Raw genomic sequence first — 21969 nt, 5'->3', positions numbered from 1 at the left:
ATGATGTCTCCTGGAAAACGTCAGGCTACCGCGCCCGCACGGCGATTGCGCGACAGCCGTTCTTCCGCCTGCTGCAGCGCTTCGGGCAAACCGCGCAGCACCACAATGTCGCTCGCACGCAGCTTGGTGTCGGGATCGGGCTCCACGCCGCGAATCCCGTGCCGGCGGATCGCCGTCACCTCCACGCCGTCGCCCACCAGCCCGAGTTCGTCGAGCGTTCGGCCGACCGCGTCGGCGTTTTCATCGACGGGAACCGATTGTAGCCGGACCTGCTCGCGGCGCTCATCGTCGTCTTCGTCCGCGCCGTGAAAATAACCTCGCAGCATGCTGTAACGCTCGTCGCGCATTTCTTCCACCCGCCGAACGACGCGCCGCATCGGCACGCCCATCAGCACGAGCGTGTGCGACGCCAGCATCAAGCTTCCCTCCACGATTTCCGGAATCACTTCCGTCGCGCCCGACGCAATCAGCTTTTCCAGATCGGCGTCGTCGACCGTGCGCACGATGGTGGGCAGCGTAGGTTCGAGTTCGTGAATGCTATGCAGTACGCGCAACGCGGACGGCGTGTTCGCGAAGGTGATCGCGACCGTGGCCGCGCGATGTATGCCGGCCGCGACCAGTGCCTCACGCCGCCCGGCGTCGCCGTACACCACGCTTTCACCGGCCGCCGCCGCTGCAGCCACGCGATCCGGGTCCAGGTCCAGCGCGACATACGACAACCCTTCGTGCTCCAGCATGCGCGCCAGGTTCTGCCCGGCGCGGCCATAGCCGCAGATGATCACGTGACCGCTCTGCTTGATGCTTTGCGTCGCGATGCGCGTCATTTGCAACGACTGCCGCAGCCATTCCGTCGATGAAAGCCGCAGCACGACCCGGTCGGCATTCTGGATAATGAACGGCGCCGCCAGCATGGAAAGCAGCATCGACGAAAGGATGGCTTGCAGCAGAACCGGCTCGACCAGATGTTTATCGAGGATCAAATTCAGCAGCACGAAACCGAATTCGCCGGCCTGGGCGAGGTTGAGGCCGGTGCGCATCGCCACGCCCGGCGGCGAGCCGAACAGCCGTGCGAGACCGGTAATCATCACGGCTTTCAGCAGGATCGGCAGGAAAAAAAACGCCGCCACGAGCAACGGATGTTCCCAGATCACGCGCGGATTCAGCAGCATGCCCGTGGTCACGAAAAACAGGCCGAGCAGCACGTCGCGGAACGGCTTGATGTCCTCTTCCACCTGATGCCGATACGGCGTTTCCGCGATCAGCATGCCCGCGATAAACGCGCCGAGCGCGAGCGACAGGCCGAATTTATCGGTGATGAACGCGGCGCCCAGCGTGACCAGCAGCAGGTTCAGCATGAAGAGTTCTTGCGAGCGCCGGCGCGCGACAATATTGAACCAGCGCGTCATGAACTTCTGGCCGAGGAACAGCAGCACCGTCAACGCGACCACAATCTTCACGGCAGCGAGCACGAGCCAGAACGCCAGTTCCTTCGAATTGCCGTTGCCGAACGCGGCAATGATGATCAGCAGCGGCACCACGGCCAGGTCCTGGAACAGCAGCACGCCGAAGATATTGCGGCCATGCTCGGATTCCAGTTCGAGCCGCTCGGCAAGCATTTTCGAAACGATGGCGGTGGACGACATCGACAACGCGCCGCCCAGCGCGATGCTCGCCTCCCACGACATATCGGTCCAGAAGTTCGCGATCCACCCGAACAACAGCGCCAGCGCAATCGTCCCGGCCACCTGACTCGCACCGAGGCCGAACACAATCCGGCGCATCGAACGCAATTTCGATAACGAGAACTCGAGCCCGATCGAAAACATCAGGAACACGACGCCGAATTCAGCCAGATGCTGCGCGCGTTCGCTATCCGGCGCGATGCCGGCAGCGTGCGGCCCGACAATGATCCCGACGGCCAGATAACCCAACATGGGCGGCAGGTTGAAAAAGCGGAATACGACGACCCCTGCCACTGAACACAGCAGCAACAGCAACGTCATTTCAAGCGGGGAAGTCATCCGTCTAGCGTCCTCGTTTGTCGGCGGATGGTGGCTCTGGGGAGCGCATCCGGATCTTGTGTTTTTTTAACGCGCGCGGGCGTTGCGCGCAACAAAACACACGGCCTTTCGGGGGCGGATGAGCGGCTGCAGGCCGTCCGGTGTCTGGCGCGGCGCAAATGTGCCTTTGTTATACTTCGCGCATGATAGCGAAAATCAATGGCGACCGGGCACTCGCGCTGGCTCGCACCGTGCTCGAAATTGAAGCCGACGCTGTGCGCGGCCTGTCCGCGCAACTCGACGACAACTTCACCGGCGCCGTCGAATTCCTGCTGGGATGCAAGGGCCGCGTGGTGGTGTCGGGCATCGGTAAATCCGGGCATATCGCCCGCAAGTTCGCGGCTACGCTCGCGAGCACCGGCACGCCCGGTTTCTTTGTTCATCCCGCCGAAGCAAGCCACGGCGATCTCGGCATGGTTACCGCCGACGACGTGTTCATCGCGATGTCGAATTCAGGCGAAACCTCTGAACTCGTCGCCATTCTGCCGATCATCAAGCGCCTCGGGGCAAAACTGATCGCCATTACCGGACGGCCGGAATCGAGCCTCGCCAAACTGGCCGACGTGCATCTGAACGCGCACGTCGATAAAGAAGCCTGCCCGATGAATCTCTCACCGACAGCCAGCACCACCGCCGTGCTCGCATTGAGCGACGCGCTGGCGGTCGCCGTGCTCGACGCCCGCGGTTTTGGTCCCGACGACTTCGCGCGCTCGCATCCGGGCGGCGCACTCGGCCGGCGCCTGCTCACGTACGTACGCGACGTGATGCGGGTCGGGCCGGAAGTGCCGGAAGTGCCGCTCGACGCCACCGTCTCCGACGCCCTCTTCCAGATCACCGCGAAGCGCATGGGCATGACGGCCGTGGTCAATGAAAAGCGTCACGTGGAAGGCATCTTCACCGACGGCGACCTGCGCCGCATTCTTCAGCGCGACGGCGATTTCCGCGCGTTGCCGCTGATCGACGTCATGACCCGTAATCCGCGCACGATCGGTCCGGACCATCTGGCGGTGGAAGCGGTGGAACTGATGGAGCGTTATCGCATCAATCAGATGCTGGTCGTCGATGAAAACGCGATCCTGATCGGCGCCCTGAACATGCACGACCTCTTTTCCAAGAAGGTAATCTGATGCCGAACAAGTCTGCCACGCCGGACGAAGCGAACGACCGCGCAAGCCGCGTGAAGCTGATGATTTTCGATATCGACGGCGTGTTTACCGACGGCAGCCTGTTTTTCACCGCCGACGGTGACGCCATGAAGTCCTTCAACTCGCTCGATGGCCACGGCGTGAAAATGCTGCAAGTGGCGGGCGTGCAGACGGCGATCATCACCGGGCGCAACTCCGGCATTGTCGCGGCACGAGCGCGCGAGCTGGGCATTACGCACCTGCATCAAGGCGTCGCCGATAAGACCATCGCGCTCGCCGAATTGCTGCAAACCACGGGTATCCCGGCCACCGACTGCGGCTACATGGGCGACGACTGGCCGGATCTCGCCGTGATGCGGTTGTGCGGCTTTGCTGCAGCGCCCGCCAACGCGCATGAGGAAGTGCTGCAACGCGTGCATGTCGCCACGACCAAGCGCGGCGGCGAGGGCGCGGTGCGTGAAGTCTGCGACGCCATCCTGCGCGCCCAGAATCGCTACGACGGCCTGCTTGCCGCGGCTATCGGAGCCTGAACCCCATGGCACGTCCCACCAAACTGACTTCAGCGCTGCCGCTGGTCGCGATGGCGGCGCTAGCGGGCATCACCTACTGGCTGCTGCAGGCGACGCTGCCGCCGGCACAGACGCCGGAGCGCCCGAAAGAGCACGCACCCGACTATTTCGCGACGAATTTTTCGGTCTCCGAACTCGACACTACCGGCACGACGCAATATCGCCTGACCGCGATTTCGATGGTGCATTACGAAGACGACGAAAACAGCGACCTCACGAAACCCGCGATGCGCATGTTCCAGCCGCTCCGTCCAACGGTCACGGCTACGTCCGAGCGCGGTACGGTGAACGGCGACGTCTCGATCGTCGACTTGTACGAAAACGCTCACATTCTGCGCGTGGCCGGTTATGGCGACCCGCAGATGACGGCGGATTCGGAGCACTTTCGCATCCTTGTGAACGACGATGTCATCGAAACGGAAAAGCCGGTTAAACTTCAGCGCGGTCCGTCGGTGATGACGGGCAACGGCATGAACTACAACAACGCGACCCGGGTAATGAAGCTCTATGGACAGGTGCGCGGCCAGATCGCTGCGTCCGACACCCTCGGCACCTCGTCCAAATAACCCCGGCAGTTCCGACGAATTGCGCTTATTCCATTCAAGTGTGACTGCATGAACAAACCGTTTCTCCGACCCGAATCCGGCCGTCTGCGCGCAGCGCGCGCTGCATTTTCGCGCCGCGCCGCACGCATCGTGCAATTCGGGATCGCGGCAACCTGTGTGGCGTTGCCGCTGGCGGCCTTTGCGCCCGCCGCGCACGCCGAACGCGCCGACAACGACAAGCCGCTGAATATTGAAGCGGACAACATGACCTACGACGACCTGAAGCAGGTCAACATCTTCACGGGTCACGTAGTCGCCACCAAAGGCACGATCATCATCAGGGCGGATCGTGTGGACGTGACCCAGGATCCTCAGGGGTACCAGTACGCAACTGGCACGTCTACCGGCGGCAACCTCTCGTATTTCCGCCAGAAACGCGATGGCCTCGACGAATATATCGAAGGCAATGCCGTGCGGATCGACTACGACGGCAAGCAGGATCTCACCACACTGACCACGCGCGCCGTCGTGCGCCGCCTGGTCGGTCTCACCACGATTCAGGACGAAGTGCACGGCAGCGTGATTACCTACGACGGCCAGAAAGACTTCTATACAGCGAAAGCCGGGCCGGACGTTGCCGGTCCAGGCAACCCGACCGGTCGCGTACGAGCCATGCTTGCGCCGCGTAACGGCGGCGCCGCGCCGCTCACCGGCGCACCGGCCACCCTGACGCCGTCCAACAAGATGCAAGGAACGCAGCAGCCGTGAATTCGCCCGCCATGCCCCATCGCAAGCCGGCCGGCACGAGCAGTTCGCTCACCGTCCGCAACCTGAAGAAACGCTACGGCTCGCGCACGGTCGTGAAAGACGTCTCGCTCGACGTGAAAAGCGGCGAAGTGGTCGGGCTGCTAGGGCCGAACGGCGCGGGCAAGACCACGTCGTTTTATATGATCGTCGGGCTGGTGCCCCTCGATGCAGGCGAAATCCTGCTCGACGGCACCTCCATCAGCCTGCTGCCCATTCACAAGCGGGCACGCCTTGGACTGTCGTATCTGCCGCAGGAAGCCTCCGTGTTCCGCAAGCTCACGGTCGAGCAGAACATTCGCGCAGTGCTAGAACTGCAAATGGATGAGAGCGAAAAACCGCTCTCCAAACAGGGCATCACGGACCGCGCGGAAGCGTTGCTCGACGAACTGCAGATCGCGCATTTGCGTGAAAACCCGGCGTTATCGCTCTCCGGCGGCGAACGGCGGCGCGTGGAAATCGCCCGTGCGCTCGCGACCAATCCGGCGTTTATCCTGCTGGACGAACCGTTCGCCGGCGTCGATCCGATCGCCGTGCTCGAAATCCAGAAGATCGTGAAATTCCTGAAGCAGCGCAACATTGGTGTGCTGATTACGGACCACAACGTGCGCGAGACGCTCGGCATCTGCGACCACGCGTACATCATTAGCGACGGGAGCGTGCTCGCCGCAGGCGCGCCGAGCGACATTATCGAAAATGAGAGCGTGCGGCGCGTCTATCTCGGCGAACATTTCCGCATGTGAGCGCAGGGACCAACGCCCGGCGGCCCTTGCAACACCGTTGTGGGCGGCGTCCTGTGCCGCCAGCAAATCTTACGTGCCGCCCTCGAGGCGGCACGCTTGTTTTTGGTCGATCCCCGCGAGGTGTCGCGCCCGTGGCAAACTCTCTACAATGATTAAAACCTTGCCATGAAAGCTAGCCTCCAACTTCGCCTGTCGCAGCATCTTGCGCTGACCCCACAACTGCAGCAGTCCATCCGGCTGCTTCAGTTGTCGACGCTCGAATTGCAGCAGGAAGTCGCGATGGCTGTCGCGCAAAATCCGCTGCTCGAGAACGAGGACGACTGGACCACCAGCCCGTTGCGCGTGGCAGCGGACGGCTCGCTGATCACGTCGGGGGCCTCGGTGAGCGCGCCGGACCCGATGATGAGCAACGGCACGTCGTCGGGCAGCAGCAGTAGCACGACCACGACCGACCGCTCCGAAAATGGCGAGCCTCAGGGTGTAGACGAATACAACGGATTGAGTTCGTCGGATAACGGGCCGGATTCGAGTTCGTGGAATCTGGAAGATTACGGCCGCTCGAATAGCGGCTCGGACGACGACGATCTGCCGCCGCTGCAAATCCACGAATCCACCACTACGCTGCGCGATCACCTGACGTCGCAACTGCGCATGACGAAGGCGAATCAGCGCGATCGCGCGCTGATCACGTTCCTGATCGAATCGCTTGACGAAGACGGTTATCTCACGTCGTCGCTCGAGGAAGTGAAGGCGGATTTGCCCGACGAGCTCGAAGTCGATGTCGACGAACTCAGTGCGGCGCTCGCCCTGCTGCAGAGTTTCGATCCGCCGGGGGTGGGTGGCCGTTCGGCGTCCGAATGCCTGAAGCTGCAGTTATTGCGGCTCGAGCCATCGCCTGTTCGCACGCTGGCGCTTGATATTGTGATGCACCATCTGGAGCTGCTGGCGGCGCGGGATTTCACGCGTTTGCGAAAGCAGCTCAAGGCCACCGATGACGCACTGCGTGATGCTCATTTGCTGATCCGTTCGCTGGAACCGTTTCCGGGCGCCGCGTTCGGCAAGAGCGAGGCGGATTACGTTGTCCCCGACATCCTGGTGCGCAAGATGTCCAGTGGCTGGACGGCAGAATTGAATCCTGAAATCGTGCCGCGGCTTCGCATCAATCACCTCTACGCGAATATTTTGCGCAACAATCGCGGCGATCCGGGCAGCGGTTCGTTGCGCCAGCAGCTTCAGGAAGCGCGCTGGCTGATCAAGAATATTCAACAAAGATTCGAGACGATTCTCCGCGTTGCACAAGCCATTGTGGAGCGTCAGAAGAACTTTTTTGCGCACGGCGAAATTGCAATGCGGCCCTTGGTTTTGAGGGAGATTGCTGATACGCTGGGTTTACACGAATCCACCGTCTCACGTGTGACAACCGGTAAGTACATGCTGACCCCATTCGGGACGCTTGAATTTAAGTACTTCTTCGGATCGCACGTTTCAACTGACACAGGTGGCGCGGCATCGTCTACGGCGATCCGGGCACTCATCAAGCAACTGATAGGAGCCGAAGACTCGAAATCTCCTCTTTCAGACAGCCGCATCGCAGAGTTGCTGGCAGAACAGGGATTCGTGGTGGCGCGCCGCACGGTGGCCAAATATCGCGAAGCTCTGAAAATCCCGGCAGTGAACTTGCGAAAGTCTCTGTAGCCCGCTGCATGTCGCGGCGGGCCTTTACCGGCCGCGTCGCGAAAGCGCGAACGAGCCGGCCGATGCGATTCCGATCCGTTCCACCGTTCAACAGAACGGGCATGTACGGGCAAGCAGCGACCGGTTTGAGCAGCGTGAAAGCGTCCAGGCGGCCATTAGCTTGGAGAGCAACTATGAATCTGCAGATCAGTGGACACCATCTCGAATTGACGCCTGCGTTGCGAGAATATGTGATCACCAAACTGGATAGAGTGCTACGGCACTTCGATCAGGTGATCGACGGCAGTGTGGTCCTCTCGGTCGACAATCATAGGGAAAAGGACAAGCGGCAAAAGGTCGAAATCAACCTGCATCTGAAGGGCAAGGACATTTTCATCGAGAGTTGTGACGTTGATATGTACGCGGCTATCGACCTGATGGTCGACAAACTGGACCGGCAAGTGCTTCGCCACAAGGACAAGATCCAGGGCCATGCGCATGCCACAATGAAGTACGGACACGAACCGCAGGAGAGCGAAGTTCCGGTTGTTGTGAACGGCTAGAGGAATGGTTCAAATGGGTTGGACGGCGCATCGGCAGGATGATTTTTCGATGCGCCGGATTCCGGAGCAATCCAGACCCGAGCCCGATAGTCGGCACGAGCCGCCTGAAAGCAGGCGGCTTTTTTTGTCACCCGCGGTTTTGGGCCGTTTTTTGCCGCGGGTTTGGGTCAACCGGCAACCGTTGCGTAATTCGCAACAAACGCACGCAGCGTATGGCGCGCCGCACCATCGCTGATTGCGCTGTTCTATAATGGTCCGGTTAGTACCGGGGTTGTTAATCGGAGTGAAGCGAGACCTTGGTCTCCCGCGCATTCCTTACCAAAATCGCCGTGAGCGTTTCGTGCAGGTTCTGCAGCCGCCACGATGAGGAGAATTCAGGCCACGCATCTGCCTGCCAACATGAATCGTTTAGCCAAATTTCTTCCCCTCGAAAATGTCGTCCTCGGACTGTCCGTCACCAGCAAGAAACGTGTATTCGAGCAAGCGGGCCTGATCTTCGAGAACCAGAACGGCATTGGCCGCAGTATCGTCACCGACAATCTTTTTGCGCGCGAGCGCCTCGGCTCGACCGGTCTCGGTGAAGGTGTCGCCATTCCCCATGGACGCATCAAGGGCCTGAAGCATCCGCTCGCCGCCTTTGTGCGCCTGGCTGAGCCGATCGCTTTCGAATCGCCGGATGGGCAGCCCGTGTCGCTGCTGATCTTTCTGCTCGTTCCCGAACAAGCCACACAACAGCACCTCGAAATCCTGTCCGAGATAGCGCAATTGCTATCCGACCGGGATGCACGCGAACGCCTGAATACTGAAGAAAACCGTGAGGCGCTGCATCAGGTCCTCACGCAATGGCAGCCCTGAGCTTGTTGAGCCGGGTCTCGCGCTGGACTTGAAGCCGGCCTCAGCGCCGAGACCCAGGCCGAACGGCCCTCTCGCGCCGGCGGCCCTTCTAGCGCACAATTAGTCCTATCGAGCGGAGCATTGAAAGAGACCATTCCCGGTCCCTTCAATCACTTCACGCTCGCGGCCTCTCACGGAGTTCCGGCCTCATGGATACGTCCAGCATCAACGCCCAGAGCATTTTCGACGACAACGCAGCCGCGCTGAAACTTAGTTGGCTGACGGGTCACGAAGGCTGGGAGCGCGGCTTTTCGACCGAAACCGTTGCCAATGCAACGTCGAGCGCCGACCTCGTGGGGCACTTGAACCTGATTCACCCCAACCGCATCCAGGTACTCGGCGACGCCGAAATCAACTACTACCAGCGCCAGTCCGACGAAGACCGCTCGCGTAACATGGCCGAGCTGATCGCGCTGGAACCACCGTTCCTGGTGGTCGCGGGCGAGGTCGGTGCACCACCTGAGCTGGTTCTGCGCTGCACCCGGTCGTCCACCCCGCTCTTCACCACGCGGATGTCAGCGGCGGCGGTGATCGACAGCCTGCGCCTCTATATGTCGCGGATCCTCGCGCCTCGCGCCACGCTGCACGGCGTGTTCCTCGACATCCTCGGCATGGGCGTTCTGCTGACCGGCGACTCCGGGCTCGGGAAAAGCGAACTCGGGCTGGAGCTCATCAGCCGCGGTCACGGTCTTGTCGCGGACGACGCCGTAGACTTCGTGCGCCTCGGGCCGGATTTTGTCGAAGGCAGATGCCCGCCGCTGCTGCAGAATCTGCTTGAAGTGCGCGGCCTCGGCCTGCTGGATATCAAAACCATCTTTGGTGAAACCGCGGTTCGGCGGAAAATGAAACTCAAGCTGATCGTTCAGCTCGTGCGTCGTCCAGACGGTGAATTCCAGCGCCTGCCGCTGGAAAGCCAGGCGGTCGACGTGCTCGGCTTGCCGATCAGCAAGGTCACCATCCAGGTGGCGGCCGGCCGAAACCTGGCTGTGTTGGTGGAAGCGGCGGTGCGCAACACGATCCTGCAATTGCGGGGTATCGATACCCTGCGCGACTTCATGGATCGTCAGCGCCTTGCGATGCAGGACCCCGAAAGCCAGTTCCCCGGCAAACTGATCTGATCGGTTTATATGGCTAGACCGGCGGCTCCAGCATCCAGCCGCCGCCCGGACCCGAAGTTTTTGCGTGTTTTTACCTCGAGCGAACGAGTCCCTATTCATGCGCATCATTCTGATTACCGGCATTTCCGGCTCCGGCAAATCGGTCGCTCTGAACGCGCTCGAAGACGCCGGCTACTATTGCGTAGACAACCTGCCGCCGCGCTTTTTGCCCGAGCTCGCCAAATATCTCGACACACAAGGGCAGCCGCGTCTGGCTGTCGCTATCGATGCACGCTCGAGCCGTTCGCTCGACGAAGTGCCCGCGATCATCAAAGACCTTTCTCAGTCGTTCGATCTGCGTGTGTTGTTTCTCAACGCCAGCACGCAGTCGCTGATTCAACGCTTTTCCGAGACGCGCCGCCGTCATCCGTTGTCGGGTTCACCGGGTCACGACGCCGACGTCGGGCTGCTCACCTCGCTGGGCGAAGCGATCGAACGTGAGCGCGAACTCGTCTCGGGGCTTGCCGAGTTCGGCCATCAGATCGACACGAGCAATCTGCGGGCGAACGTGTTGCGCGCGTGGGTGAAGAGTTTTATTGAGCAGGAAACGGCCGGGCTCACGCTGATGTTCGAGTCGTTCGGGTTCAAGCGCGGTGTGCCGCTCGACGCCGATTTTGTATTCGACGTCCGGACGCTGCCGAATCCTTATTACGATCACGAACTGCGGCCGCTGACGGGCCTGGACCAGCCGGTTATCGACTTTTTGTCCGCCCAACCGATGGTCCACCAGATGATCGATGACGTAGGCACGTTCATCGCCAAATGGCTGCCGCAATTTCGCGACGACAACCGCAGTTATCTGACGGTGGCGATCGGCTGCACGGGTGGTCAGCATCGTTCGGTATTCATCGCCCAGGCGCTGGCCGCGCGCTTCGGGGACAAGGCCAATGTGATCGTGCGGCATCGCGACGCACCCATCGCTGTAGATGGTCACGTCGCGCCCTTGCAAACCTGATCGCCGTCGGGCGGTCTTTTTAAAAGAAGCGCGCGATGTCCACCAATCCCCTTCTCGCCGACCTGCCGCTGTTTCCGCTGCACACCGTGCTGTTTCCCGGTGGCCATCTTCCCCTGAAAATCTTCGAAGCCCGCTATCTCGACATGGCGCGCGAGTGTTTGCGCGAAGGCACGCCGTTCGGCGTATGCCTGTTGAAAAGCGGCAATGAGATTGCGTCGCCGGGCGACCCGTCCGTGCCCGAGAGCATCGGTTGCCTGGCCGAGATCACGCAATGCGACGTGGACACGTTTGGCATGCTGCTCATCCAGGCACGCGGGACGACCCGGTTTCGGCTGTTGTCCCATCGCGTGGAGCCGAGCAATTTGCTCGTGGGCGTGGCCGAAACCATTGGGGACGACGTGCCGCTGGACGACGCTGAAGCGTTGGCGAAGTTCGGCGCGTGCGCGGAAGTGCTGGAGCGGATCATCGATGCAATCAAGGCGCGCGAGGCCAAAGACCTGCCGTTCACCGAACCCTTCCTTCTCGACGATCCGACCTGGGTATCCAATCGTTTATCCGAGATCCTGCCGATCCCCATGCGCGCCCGGCAGAAGTTGATGGAGCTCGAAGACGCGGCCGCGCGGATCGATGTCGTGCATCACTATATGCAGCAGCATCAACTGCTGTGAGGCGGCTTTAGCAACGCGCCCTTATCAAATCAACGAGCCCTGCAGCGCGTCGAGGAGTTTGCGAACCGGCGCGGGTACGCCATACGCGTCGATATTCGCTAGCGGTGCCCACACGGTCTGGTTATCGGCGGCTTCGGGCACGCCGTTCGCCCGACCGAGACGCGGCTCGATATCCAGTTTGAAATGCGTGAACGTGTGCGTGAACGGGCTCAGCCGCTGAAGCTCAGCCGTGCCGCCGAAGCTATGCGCGACCGCCGCGAGCGCGTTTTCATCGGCGGCTTCGGGCAGGCTCCATAAACCGCCCCAAATGCCTGTCGGCGGACGCTTTTCCAGCAACACGCTATTGCCGTCCTGCAAAACCAGCATCCAGGTCTTGCGTGTCGGCACGGTCTTCTTTGGCCGCGCGCCCGGCAGTTCTTTTTGCCGTCCAGTCATGTTCGCCACGCAATCGGCGGCAAATGGGCAGCGCGCGCAATCCGGCTTGCCGCGCACGCACAGCGTTGCACCCAGATCCATCAAACCCTGCGTGTACGCGGTGACTTCGTCCTTGTGCGCGGCATCGGGAAGCAGCGATTCGGCCAGCGTCCACATCGTGTTTTCCACGCGTTTTTCGCCCGGAAAGCCGTCGATGCCAAACACGCGCGCAAGCACACGCTTCACGTTGCCATCGAGAATTGTCGCGCGTGCGCCGAACGCGAACGACGCGATTGCCGCCGCCGTCGAACGCCCGATACCCGGCAGTTCAGCAAGCTCGTCTACGCTGCGGGGGAACTCGCCGCCATGCTCCATCGATACAACACACGCGCATCGATGCAGATTTCGCGCGCGCGAGTAATAACCAAGGCCGGCCCATAGCGCCATCACGTCGTCAAGCGGTGCGGCGGCGAGTGCGTTCACATCGGGGAAACGGTCGAGAAAACGCGCGTAGTACGGAATCACCGTCGATACCTGCGTCTGCTGCAACATGATTTCGGACAACCAGATCCGATACGCATCGCGTGTGTTTTGCCACGGCAGATCGTGACGGCCGTGAACACGTTGCCACGCGATCAGGCGCGTGGAGAAATCGGTGAGCTGGAGCATGTCGGCTAGCGCTGGCAGCGCGGGCAAAAGTACGTGGATCGCTGGCCCTGCACGATTTGTTTGATGGCCGTTCCGCACACGTGGCACGGCTGGCCCGCGCGATCATAGACGAAATAGTCGAGCTGGAAATAGCCCGATTCACCGTTGCTACCTACGAAATCTCGCAACGTGCTGCCGCCCTTCTCGATCGCTGCGGCGAGCGTCGTGCGCACGGCATCTGCGAGCAGGTCGTAGCGCACGAGCGAGACGCGCCCGGCGGCGACCGTTGGCCGGATACCCGCGCGAAACAGGCTCTCGGACGCGTAAATGTTGCCCACGCCGACGACCATCGTGCCCGCAAGCAACGCCTGCTTCACCGACACCTTGCGCCCCCGCGTCTGCCGGTACATCAGCGCGCCGGAAAACTCAGCAGTAAACGGTTCCACGCCTAAGCCCGCGAGCAGCGGATGGTCGAGCACGTCGCCGTCTTCGCGCGAATGCCAGAGCACAGCACCAAAGCGTCGCGGATCGCGAAAGCGCAGGATGAATTCGTCGAAGATCAGATCTATATGATCATGCTTCGCCGCGTCCGGCGGCCGCGGCACGTTGCGCAATACGCGCAGCGTCCCCGTCATGCCGAGATGCACGATCAGCCAACCCTCGGAGGTTTCGAACAGCAGATACTTGCCGCGCCGCTCAACCTTTTCGATTTTCAGCGCCTTCATGGTCTTCGCGAGATGCGGCGGAATCGGCCAGCGCAGCGCCGGCGTGCGGACCTCGACGCGCTCCACCCTGCGTCCGGCAACAAACGGTTCGATCCCGCGTCGGGTTACTTCGACTTCCGGCAACTCTGGCATGTTTTACTGGTCTGCAACTTGCTGTGGGATGTGCGCGTATTGTAGCGAGCGCGTTACAATCGACTGAAACATTGATCGGATTTCCATGAACTTGTCCTTCGTAAAGTTGTTTTCGAAGCAGCGTGCAGCGACCGTTCAAACGAGCGCTACACGCGGTAAGCCGGTCTACCCGAGCAAGCTCGCGGCCGCAGTTGCGTTCGCGGTGGCTGCGTTCGCGCTCGCGCCTGCCTACGCGCAGAGCCCCGCGCAACTTCCCACGCCGGACGACGATCAGGCGGCCATCAGCGCGGCGGACCTGATCACCGCGCCGCCGACGGGCAAGGAAACGCAGGACTTGCCGAACGTCGCAGCGTCCAGCCAGATCGTGTTCCAAGTGCTCGCGGCCGAAGTCGCGTTGCAACGCAATCAGGCTGCGCCGGCGTATCAGACCTATCTCGCCCTCGCCCGCGACACGCACGATCCGCGTTTTGCCCAGCGCGCGACCGAGATTGCAATTGCCGCACAAAGTCCCAACGACGCACTGACGGCCGTCCAGCTTTGGCAGCAATTCTCGCCGAACTCGGAGCGCGCGGCGCAGTTGAGCGCGTCGCTGCTGATCCTCTCCGGCAAGCCCGACGACGCCAAGCCGATCCTCACGACCGAGCTCGCGAAAGTACCGGCGGAGCAACGCGGCGACGCGATCATCTCGCTGCAGGTCCTGCTGTCGCGCGGGCCGAATCGCGTGGGTGGACTGAATGTGCTGAAGGATCTGGTCAAGAACGACATGGACCGGCCGGAAACACAACTGGCGCTCGCCCGGCAAGAAATTGCCGCCGACGACCTGCCGGGCGCGAAGGCGTCGCTTGAAAAGGCGCTGCAACTGAAGCCCGACTATCTGCCTGCCGCGTTGACACTCGCACGCATGGGGCCGAACGAACGCAACGAGGGTATCGCTTCGTTCGAGAAGTACCTCGACAAGAATCCGAAATCGCACGACGCGCGGCTTGCGCTGGCGCAACTGTATCTATCGGCGGATCGTCTCGACGACGCCCAGAAGCAGTTCGAAATCATGCGCAAGAACGACGCGAAAGATTTGACGCCGCTCATGGCGCTCGCGTTGATCAATATTCAGAAGAAACAACCGGACAAGGCGCAGGACTATCTCAAGCAATACGCAGCGGCCGCTGAGAGCACGCCGGGCGCGGACCCGGGCCAGGCGTACATCTATCTCGCGCAGTTATCGCTGGAGAAAAAAGACGACGTTGCCGCGAACCAGTGGCTCGACAAGATTCCGCGTTCGAGCCAACAGTATTTGCCGGCACAAGTCACGCGCGCGCAAATCCTCGCCTCGCACGGCAAAGTCGACGAAGCGCGTGCGTTGCTGGGCAGCCTGCAGACATCCGATCCCCGCGATCTGGCGCTGCTCGCGCGCACGGACGCCGCGTTGCTGTTCCAGGCGCAACGGTATCCGGAAGCGGAAACGGCTTTGTCGAAGGCATCGACTGCATTCCCTGATGATCCCGATATCGCCTACGACTACGCCATGGCCGCCGAGAAGAATGGCCATTACGACACGATGGAAGCGCAACTGCGCAAGCTGATGAAAGAGCAGCCGGACAATGCGCAAGCGTATAACGCGCTCGGCTATTCGCTCGTCGATCGCAACGAGCGCCTGGATGAGGCGGAGAAGCTGATCGAGAAGGCGGTGTCGCTTGCGCCAAACGACGCGTTCATCATGGACAGTCTCGGCTGGGCAAAGTATCGGCTGGGCAATGCGACCGAAGCCGCGAGCATCCTGAAGAAGGCCTACGACCTGCAGCCGAACGCCGAAATTGGCGCACATCTCGGCGAAGTGCAGTGGAAGTCGGGACAGCAGGACCAGGCGCGCAATACATGGCGTCAGGCGCAAAAGCTCGAACCCGGCAATGACACACTTTTGAAGACGCTCAAACGATTCCAGGTGAACGACCTTTGAACTTGATTGCTACGAATTTCATGGGGAGTCAGCGCGCGCGTCGTGGCGCGCTGGCGCTGATGGCAGCGGGTGTGGTGGTGGTGTCGGGGTGTGCGATCAAACCGCGGGTGCCGACTACATCGAATGCAGCGACCGCGATCACCGCGCAAACCACCCGCGCGTATCACGGCCGTTTTTCTGTCCAGTACAACGACCAGAACGGCCAGCAGCGCAACGCATACGGTAACTTCGACTGGCAGGAAACCGGGGACACTGTCACGCTGCAATTGCGCAATCCGCTTGGGCAGACACTGGCTATCGTGACGTCCTCGCCGTCTTCGGCTACCTTGGAATTGCCGAACCGCGAGCCGCAGACCGCCGATAACGTCTCCCAACTGATGAGCAACACGCTGGGTTTTGCGCTGCCGGTGGAAGGCTTGCGGTACTGGCTGCAACCCTCGCCAGCGCCGACCTCGCGGGCGCGCACAACGATGGATTCGTCGTCTGAAAACGGCCGCCTGAAGGAAATCAAGCAGGATGGCTGGACCGTCGACTATCTGGCCTACGCCGACGCGCCTGCAACCGGCGTGAAGCGCCTGAATCTGTCGCGCGACGAACCGCCGCTCGACATCAAGCTCGTCCTCGACCAGTAACGTTTTAGCTCAACAGCATGCCGTCACCTTTACCGGGTTCATCGCGGGGCTCATCGCGCCCGCTGGCCGATGCGTCCCTGCGCAATTGCCTCGCGCCGGCCAAGCTCAATCTGTTTTTGCACATCACGGGCCGTCGGCCAGATGGCTATCACGCGTTGCAGACGGTGTTCCAGTTGCTCGACTGGGGCGATCTGCTGCACTTCACCCGTCGCGACGATGGCGTCATCGCACGTAAAACCGATGTGCCGGGCGTATCTGAAGCGGATGACCTTGTTGTACGTGCTGCGCGTCTGCTGCAGTCGACAACGGGCAGCCCTCTTGGCGTAAACATAGAAATTGATAAAATACTGCCCATGGGCGCCGGTCTCGGCGGCGGCAGTTCTGACGCCGCGACCACGTTGCTCGTCCTGAATCGCTTGTGGGGCGTGGATTTGTCGCGAGAAGCGTTGCAGGATCTGGCGTTGAAACTCGGCGCCGATGTGCCGTTTTTTATCTTCGGGCACAATGCTTTTGCGGAAGGTGTCGGTGAAACGCTGCAAGCCGTCGATCTACCGAAACGGTTTTTCCTCGTGGTGAGTCCTGCGGTGCATGTCCCAACTGCCGCGATTTTTTCAGAGAAAGCGTTGACAAGGGACTCAAAAGTCCTCACAATAACGGACTTCCTTGCACAACATAGTTCTGACGCAGATTGGCCTGATAGTTTTGGCCGAAATGACATGCAGGCAGTTGTGGTTGAGAAGTACGCGGAAGTAGCTCAGGTGTTGGAGTGGTTTTCGGATCTTTCACCTGCGCGAATGACCGGATCTGGGGCGAGCGTGTTTGCCGCTTTTCGTAGCAAGGCCGAAGCTGAGATGGCGCAAGCCAAACTCCCGGCAAGCTGGAAGAGCACAGTGACCGAAAGCCTGGATTCGCATCCTCTCTTTGCTTTCGCGTCGTAAAGTTTCGTTTTGCCGGGTTTGTCCTACGCTACCCGGCAGGACTCAAAGTTAGTGTAGGGGAGTCGCCAAGCTGGTTAAGGCACTGGATTTTGATTCCAGCATGCGAAGGTTCGAATCCTTCTTCCCCTGCCAAAATTTCTCGCGTTTTTCCTCTCGCCTCCAGCCAGAACAGGTGCACGATGAGCAGTGACGGCCTGATGGTATTCACTGGCAACGCGAATCCCGCGCTTGCACAGGAAGTCGTCAAAATCCTTGGAATCCCACTTGGCAAGGCAATGGTCAGCCGTTTCTCCGACGGCGAAATCATGGTCGAGATCCAGGAAAACGTGCGGGGCAAGGACGTGTTCGTGCTGCAGTCCACCTGTGCACCGACCAATGACACGCTGATGGAACTCATGATCATGGTCGATGCGCTCAAGCGCGCATCCGCTGGCCGGATCACAGCAGCCATCCCGTACTTCGGTTATGCCCGCCAGGATCGCCGGCCACGTTCGGCCCGCGTCGCCATCTCGGCGAAAGTCGTGGCGAACATGCTGGAAATTGCCGGTGTGGATCGTGTCATCACGATGGATCTTCACGCCGACCAGATTCAAGGTTTCTTCGACATCCCGGTCGACAACATCTACGCCACGCCTGTCTTGCTCGGCGATCTGCGCAAGCAGAACTACGAGAACCTGCTCGTGGTGTCGCCGGATGTGGGCGGTGTGATCCGCGCCCGGGCCTTGGCGAAGCAACTGAACACCGATCTCGCGATCATCGACAAGCGTCGCCCGAAGGCGAACGTCGCTGAAGTGATGAACATCATCGGTGAAGTGGAAGGCCGCACGTGCGTGATCATGGACGACATGGTCGACACCGCAGGCACGCTCTGCAAGGCAGCACAGGTTTTGAAGCAACGCGGCGCGACGAAAGTGTTCGCGTATGCCACGCACCCGGTTTTGTCCGGTGGCGCAGGCGAGCGGATTGCGGCGTCGGAACTCGACGAACTCGTCGTCACCGACACCATTCCCCTCTCTGACGAAGCGCGCGCATGTACGAAGGTGCGCGTGCTGTCGAGCGCGGGATTGCTGGCCGAGACGTTCTCGCGTATCCGGCGCGGCGACTCGGTGATGTCGCTGTTCGCAGAAGGTTGAAAGTATTAGCGGTTTAGCGGAGGTTCAAAACTCTGCAACACTGCGTAATCGGTTCAGGCGAACGAAGGCCTGAACCGCTGCTCTGGGGCTGAACGCTGTTGCGGACAGCCCCGTTTTCACTGCCTGGTCGCGGGCAGATTATGGAGTTGAATCATGAAAGTAGTCGCTTTTGAGCGCAATCTGCAAGGTACGGGTGCGAGCCGCCGCCTGCGTAACTCGGGCAAGACCCCGGGCATCGTATATGGCGCAAATGCTGAAGCTCAAGCTGTTGAGCTCGATCACAACGCACTTTGGCACGCGCTGAAGAAAGAAGTGTTCCATTCGTCGATTCTCGACCTGGAAATCGCCGGCAAGTCGCAACAGGTTCTGCTGCGCGACGTGCAATACCATCCGTTCAAGCAAATGGTTCTGCACGTTGACTTCCAACGTGTCGATTCGAAGAAGAAACTGCACACCAAGGTGCCGGTGCACTTCATGAATCAAGAAACGAATCCGGCTGTGAAGATTGGTGGCGCGGTGATCTCGCACGTTCTGAACGAAGTCGAAATCGAATGCCTTCCGGCCGATCTGCCGGAATTCGTCGAGCTCGATCTGGCGAAGATTGAAGCCGGTCACGCACTGCACGTGAAGGACATCGTTTTGCCGAAGGGCGTAGCGCTGGTCGCTCACCTCGACGCAGAAAACCCGGTGATCGCTTCGGCGACCATCCCGGCTGCCGTCGTGTCCGACGAAGCAGCTTCGGGTGGCGCTGCTGCTCCGAGCGAAGGCGACAAGCCGGCTGCATAAGTCTGGCTGAAGCCTGTCCGCTTGAGTCCGCTCGGGTCCGCCCAGAAGAGCGGACAAAGTGACCCGCCGTTGCTCTGCTCCGGCGGGTTTTTTTTGGCCTTTTTCTGGTGCGGTTGATGTGTCCTGTGTTGTTGTGCTGTCGTTGCGCTGTGAGCAACCACGGGCCGCTACGCCGCCAAGATTGAACATGATCAAACTGATCGTCGGGCTCGGCAATCCGGGCGCCGAATACACCGCGACGCGTCACAACGCCGGCTTCTGGTTCGTCGATCAACTGGCGCGCGACGCGGGTGCATCGCTACGTGATGAACGCCGGTTTCACGGCCACTACGGACGCGCCCGGCTCAATGGTCAAGAGGTTCATCTGCTCGAGCCACAGACCTTCATGAATCGATCGGGTCAGTCGGTGGTGGCCGTTGCGCAGTTCTTCAAGATCCTGCCGGACGAGATTCTCGTCGCGCACGATGAACTCGATTTGCCGCCTGGTACGGTGAAGCTGAAGCTCGGTGGCGGCAGCGGTGGTCACAACGGCCTGAAGGACATTACGGCGCATTTGTCGGTGCAACAGTATTGGCGGTTGCGGATCGGCATCGGGCATCCGCGTGATCTGATTCCCGAGGGCGCGCGCGCAGGTGCGAAACCGGATGTAGCCAATTTTGTGCTGAAACCGCCGCGGCGCGAGGAGCAGGACGTGATCGATGCATCGATCGAACGCGCGCTGGCCGTGATGCCGTTCGCGATCAACGACGAGATGGAGCGAGCGATGATGAACCTGCATCGCAACGGCTGAACGCGGCGCGCGGCGGTGAATCTGCTGGATAAACAAGGAGCAACACGTGAGCCGTTTCTGGAGCGACATCGTTAATAAGTTGACGCCGTATGTGCCGGGTGAACAACCCGCGCTCGCGCGTCCCGTGAAGCTCAATACGAACGAAAACCCCTATGCGCCGTCGCCGCGGGTAGTCGATGCGATCCGGCGCGAACTCGGCGAGGAGGGCGATTCGCTGCGCAAGTATCCGGATCCGACAGCGCATGCTTTACGCACGACCATCGCGCAACATCATGGGCTGCGCGTGGAGCAAGTGTTCGTGGGCAATGGGTCGGACGAAGTCCTCGCACACACGTTCCAGGCACTGCTCAAGCACGACAAGCCAATTCGTTTCCCCGATATCACCTACAGCTTTTATCCCGTGTACGCGCAGTTGTACGGCGTAGCGTTCGACGCAGTGCCGCTTAATGCGGATTTCGGTATCGATGTAGACGACTATCGCGCACCCAATGGCGGCGTGCTGCTGCCGAATCCGAACGCGCCGACAGGCCGCGCGTTGCCGCTCGCCGAGATCAAGGTACTGCTCGCGGCGAATCCGGATTCGGTTGTGGTGATCGATGAAGCGTATGTGGATTTCGGCGCGGAATCAGCGGTGACGCTTATCGATGAAAATCCGAATTTGCTGGTCGTGCAGACGTTATCGAAGGCGCGTTCGCTGGCGGGGATGCGTGTGGGGTTTGCGTTGGGGCATGAAGCGCTGATCGAGGCGCTCACGCGCGTGAAAGACAGCTTCAACTCCTATCCGCTCGACCGGCTGGCGCAAGTGGCGGCAATCGCGGCCGTCGAAGACGACGACTGGTTTCGCGAAACCTGTACGAAGGTAATGGCAAGCCGCGAACGGCTGACGGTGGAGTTGCAGACGTTGGGCTTTGACGTGGTGCCGTCGGCAGCGAACTTCGTATTCGCGCGCCATCCGGAACACGATGCCGCCACGCTCGCCGCGCGCTTGAAGGAGAAGGAGATTTTCGTGCGGCATTTCAAGCTGCCGCGAATCGATCAGCATCTGCGCATCACGATTGGCACCGATGCCGAGTGTGATGCCTTGCTAGCGGCGTTGCGCGCGGTGCTGTGAAACGCCCAAGGGCGCTTATAGCTTGACGTTTAAATCAAGCGCCCTTCGCCTTCATCAGCGCGTGATATTTCGCCATCAACTGGATGGCGTTTTCCTCGTGCGCCGGATCGCGTGGAATGCATTCCACGGGACACACTTGCTGGCATTGCGGTTCGTCGAAGTGGCCGACGCACTCGGTGCACTTGTTCGGGTCGATCACGTAGATCTCGATACCCATCGAGATGGCGTCGTTCGGGCACTCGGGCTCGCACACGTCGCAGTTGATGCACTCGTCGGTAATGAACAGGGCCATGCTTTACTCTCTTCGTCCGGCATCTCTGCCGGCTTTTTCGGTGCCCGCGCGCTCTCAATGAGCGCGCTTGGTGAGCACATGAGTGAACGCTCAAGCGCTCACGGCACCGCGGGGTCCGGCGCAATCGGACCGACTTTGTCCTGCAAGCGCTTTTCCACCGAGGGGAAAACAAACTTGCTGACATCGCCGCCGAGCTGCGCGATCTCGCGCACGATCGTGCCCGAGATGAATTGATATTGATCCGACGGCGTCATGAACATCGTTTCGACGTCGGGCAGTAAATAACGGTTCATACCCGCCATCTGGAATTCGTATTCGAAGTCGGAGACGGCACGCAAACCCCGCACGATCACGCGCGCGTTGTTCTTGCGCACGAAATCCTTCAGCAGCCCCTTGAAACTCATCACCTGCACGTTCGGATAGTGGCCAAGCACGTCGTGGGCTATATCCAGCCGTTCCGCCAGACTGAAGAACGGCTTCTTGTTCCGGCTATCAGCCACGCCAACCACAAGCGTATCGAAAATACTCGATGCACGTCGCACGAGGTCTTCGTGACCGCGCGTGAGCGGGTCGAACGTTCCGGGATAAACGGCTACAACCATGGGGCATCTCCTCTTCTGAACCTTCTTCTGGTATG

23 protein-coding genes and 1 tRNA gene are annotated in these 21969 nt (G+C 60.7%); 19 read left to right on the top strand and 5 right to left on the bottom strand.

Translation table 11 applies throughout. From position 1 onward, the window contains the following. Positions 1 to 20 precede the first annotated feature (20 nt). Positions 21 to 2021, bottom strand: a complete 2001-nt coding sequence (locus EOS_RS28905) for a monovalent cation:proton antiporter family protein (protein ID WP_047895613.1) — start codon at positions 2019 to 2021, stop codon at positions 21 to 23. A 182-nt stretch (positions 2022 to 2203) separates the two neighbouring features. Between EOS_RS28905 and kdsD the strand changes: the two genes are divergently transcribed. The 11 genes from kdsD to EOS_RS28850 all read left to right on the top strand — a co-directional run bounded on the left by kdsD (position 2204) and on the right by EOS_RS28850 (position 11777). After that, positions 2204 to 3187 (top strand): arabinose 5-phosphate isomerase KdsD, encoded by a 984-nt coding sequence (gene kdsD / locus EOS_RS28900; protein WP_047895612.1) that lies wholly within the window; start codon positions 2204 to 2206, stop codon positions 3185 to 3187. After that, entirely contained in the window at positions 3187 to 3735 is a 549-nt protein-coding gene (locus tag EOS_RS28895; protein WP_047895611.1) for a KdsC family phosphatase, read from the top strand. Before kdsD ends, EOS_RS28895 begins: the two co-directional genes overlap by 1 nt. A 5-nt stretch (positions 3736 to 3740) precedes the next feature. Next, complete coding sequence (gene lptC, locus EOS_RS28890; RefSeq protein ID WP_047895610.1) at positions 3741 to 4340, top strand: LPS export ABC transporter periplasmic protein LptC; 600 nt, start codon at positions 3741 to 3743, stop codon at positions 4338 to 4340. Positions 4341 to 4388: 48 nt separating this feature from the next. After that, positions 4389 to 5087, top strand: a complete 699-nt coding sequence (lptA, locus tag EOS_RS28885) for a lipopolysaccharide transport periplasmic protein LptA (RefSeq protein WP_047895609.1) — start codon at positions 4389 to 4391, stop codon at positions 5085 to 5087. 11 nt (positions 5088 to 5098) lie between these two features. Beyond that, positions 5099 to 5866, top strand: a complete 768-nt coding sequence (gene lptB / locus EOS_RS28880) for an LPS export ABC transporter ATP-binding protein (protein ID WP_047895694.1) — start codon at positions 5099 to 5101, stop codon at positions 5864 to 5866. Between the two features lie 165 nt (positions 5867 to 6031). Continuing rightward, positions 6032 to 7561, top strand: a complete 1530-nt coding sequence (locus EOS_RS28875; RefSeq protein ID WP_047895608.1) for an RNA polymerase factor sigma-54 — start codon at positions 6032 to 6034, stop codon at positions 7559 to 7561. A gap of 173 nt (positions 7562 to 7734) precedes the next feature. After that, positions 7735 to 8103: a ribosome hibernation-promoting factor, HPF/YfiA family gene (hpf, locus tag EOS_RS28870; RefSeq protein WP_047895607.1), complete on the top strand. Its 369-nt coding sequence runs from the start codon at positions 7735 to 7737 to the stop codon at positions 8101 to 8103. Between the two features lie 363 nt (positions 8104 to 8466). Then, positions 8467 to 8958 carry a PTS IIA-like nitrogen regulatory protein PtsN gene (gene ptsN, locus EOS_RS28865; RefSeq protein WP_075645410.1) on the top strand — a complete coding sequence of 164 codons (492 nt, stop codon included), beginning with the start codon at positions 8467 to 8469 and terminating at the stop codon, positions 8956 to 8958. A 188-nt stretch (positions 8959 to 9146) separates the two neighbouring features. After that, positions 9147 to 10115: an HPr(Ser) kinase/phosphatase gene (gene hprK / locus EOS_RS28860; RefSeq protein ID WP_047895605.1), complete on the top strand. Its 969-nt coding sequence runs from the start codon at positions 9147 to 9149 to the stop codon at positions 10113 to 10115. 97 nt (positions 10116 to 10212) lie between these two features. Beyond that, entirely contained in the window at positions 10213 to 11109 is an 897-nt protein-coding gene (rapZ, locus tag EOS_RS28855; RefSeq protein WP_047895604.1) for an RNase adapter RapZ, read from the top strand. Between the two features lie 35 nt (positions 11110 to 11144). Next, positions 11145 to 11777 carry an LON peptidase substrate-binding domain-containing protein gene (locus EOS_RS28850; RefSeq protein ID WP_047895603.1) on the top strand — a complete coding sequence of 211 codons (633 nt, stop codon included), beginning with the start codon at positions 11145 to 11147 and terminating at the stop codon, positions 11775 to 11777. Between the two features lie 24 nt (positions 11778 to 11801). Here the strand turns inward: EOS_RS28850 and mutY are convergent, their stop codons facing one another. Both mutY and mutM read right to left on the bottom strand, forming a co-directional pair. Then, the gene (mutY, locus tag EOS_RS28845; RefSeq protein ID WP_047895602.1) at positions 11802 to 12860 is read right to left on the bottom strand and encodes an A/G-specific adenine glycosylase; all 1059 of its coding nucleotides are present in this window, start codon (positions 12858 to 12860) and stop codon (positions 11802 to 11804) included. Between the two features lie 5 nt (positions 12861 to 12865). Further along, positions 12866 to 13696, bottom strand: a complete 831-nt coding sequence (mutM, locus tag EOS_RS28840; protein ID WP_047895601.1) for a bifunctional DNA-formamidopyrimidine glycosylase/DNA-(apurinic or apyrimidinic site) lyase — start codon at positions 13694 to 13696, stop codon at positions 12866 to 12868. An 85-nt stretch (positions 13697 to 13781) separates the two neighbouring features. Here mutM and EOS_RS28835 point away from each other — a divergent pair, with 85 nt between their 5' ends. The 8 genes from EOS_RS28835 to hisC all read left to right on the top strand — a co-directional run bounded on the left by EOS_RS28835 (position 13782) and on the right by hisC (position 21040). Continuing rightward, entirely contained in the window at positions 13782 to 15650 is a 1869-nt protein-coding gene (locus EOS_RS28835) for a tetratricopeptide repeat protein (protein ID WP_047895600.1), read from the top strand. 20 nt (positions 15651 to 15670) lie between these two features. Beyond that, entirely contained in the window at positions 15671 to 16282 is a 612-nt protein-coding gene (gene lolB, locus EOS_RS28830) for a lipoprotein insertase outer membrane protein LolB (RefSeq protein WP_047895599.1), read from the top strand. Between the two features lie 17 nt (positions 16283 to 16299). Continuing rightward, positions 16300 to 17220 (top strand): 4-(cytidine 5'-diphospho)-2-C-methyl-D-erythritol kinase, encoded by a 921-nt coding sequence (ispE, locus tag EOS_RS28825; RefSeq protein ID WP_047895598.1) that lies wholly within the window; start codon positions 16300 to 16302, stop codon positions 17218 to 17220. A gap of 55 nt (positions 17221 to 17275) precedes the next feature. Next, positions 17276 to 17352 (top strand) — tRNA-Gln (locus tag EOS_RS28820). Positions 17353 to 17399: 47 nt separating this feature from the next. Beyond that, entirely contained in the window at positions 17400 to 18353 is a 954-nt protein-coding gene (locus EOS_RS28815) for a ribose-phosphate pyrophosphokinase (protein ID WP_047895597.1), read from the top strand. A gap of 153 nt (positions 18354 to 18506) precedes the next feature. After that, positions 18507 to 19139 carry a 50S ribosomal protein L25/general stress protein Ctc gene (locus tag EOS_RS28810; RefSeq protein ID WP_047895596.1) on the top strand — a complete coding sequence of 211 codons (633 nt, stop codon included), beginning with the start codon at positions 18507 to 18509 and terminating at the stop codon, positions 19137 to 19139. A 187-nt stretch (positions 19140 to 19326) separates the two neighbouring features. Then, positions 19327 to 19929 carry an aminoacyl-tRNA hydrolase gene (gene pth, locus EOS_RS28805; RefSeq protein ID WP_047895595.1) on the top strand — a complete coding sequence of 201 codons (603 nt, stop codon included), beginning with the start codon at positions 19327 to 19329 and terminating at the stop codon, positions 19927 to 19929. Positions 19930 to 19975: 46 nt separating this feature from the next. Beyond that, positions 19976 to 21040 (top strand): histidinol-phosphate transaminase, encoded by a 1065-nt coding sequence (gene hisC / locus EOS_RS28800; RefSeq protein ID WP_047895594.1) that lies wholly within the window; start codon positions 19976 to 19978, stop codon positions 21038 to 21040. A 34-nt stretch (positions 21041 to 21074) separates the two neighbouring features. On the opposite strand, the gene EOS_RS28795 is transcribed toward hisC, so the two are convergent. Both EOS_RS28795 and coaD read right to left on the bottom strand, forming a co-directional pair. Next, entirely contained in the window at positions 21075 to 21332 is a 258-nt protein-coding gene (locus tag EOS_RS28795) for a YfhL family 4Fe-4S dicluster ferredoxin (RefSeq protein WP_047895593.1), read from the bottom strand. Between the two features lie 98 nt (positions 21333 to 21430). Continuing rightward, entirely contained in the window at positions 21431 to 21934 is a 504-nt protein-coding gene (gene coaD, locus EOS_RS28790; RefSeq protein WP_047895592.1) for a pantetheine-phosphate adenylyltransferase, read from the bottom strand. Between the last annotated feature and the right edge of the window lie 35 nt (positions 21935 to 21969).

This window comes from Caballeronia mineralivorans PML1(12) (genome assembly GCF_001028175.1).
In the GTDB taxonomy this organism is placed as follows: Bacteria; Pseudomonadota; Gammaproteobacteria; order Burkholderiales; family Burkholderiaceae; genus Caballeronia; species Caballeronia mineralivorans.
This window is presented reverse-complemented; position numbering and strand designations above follow the sequence as displayed.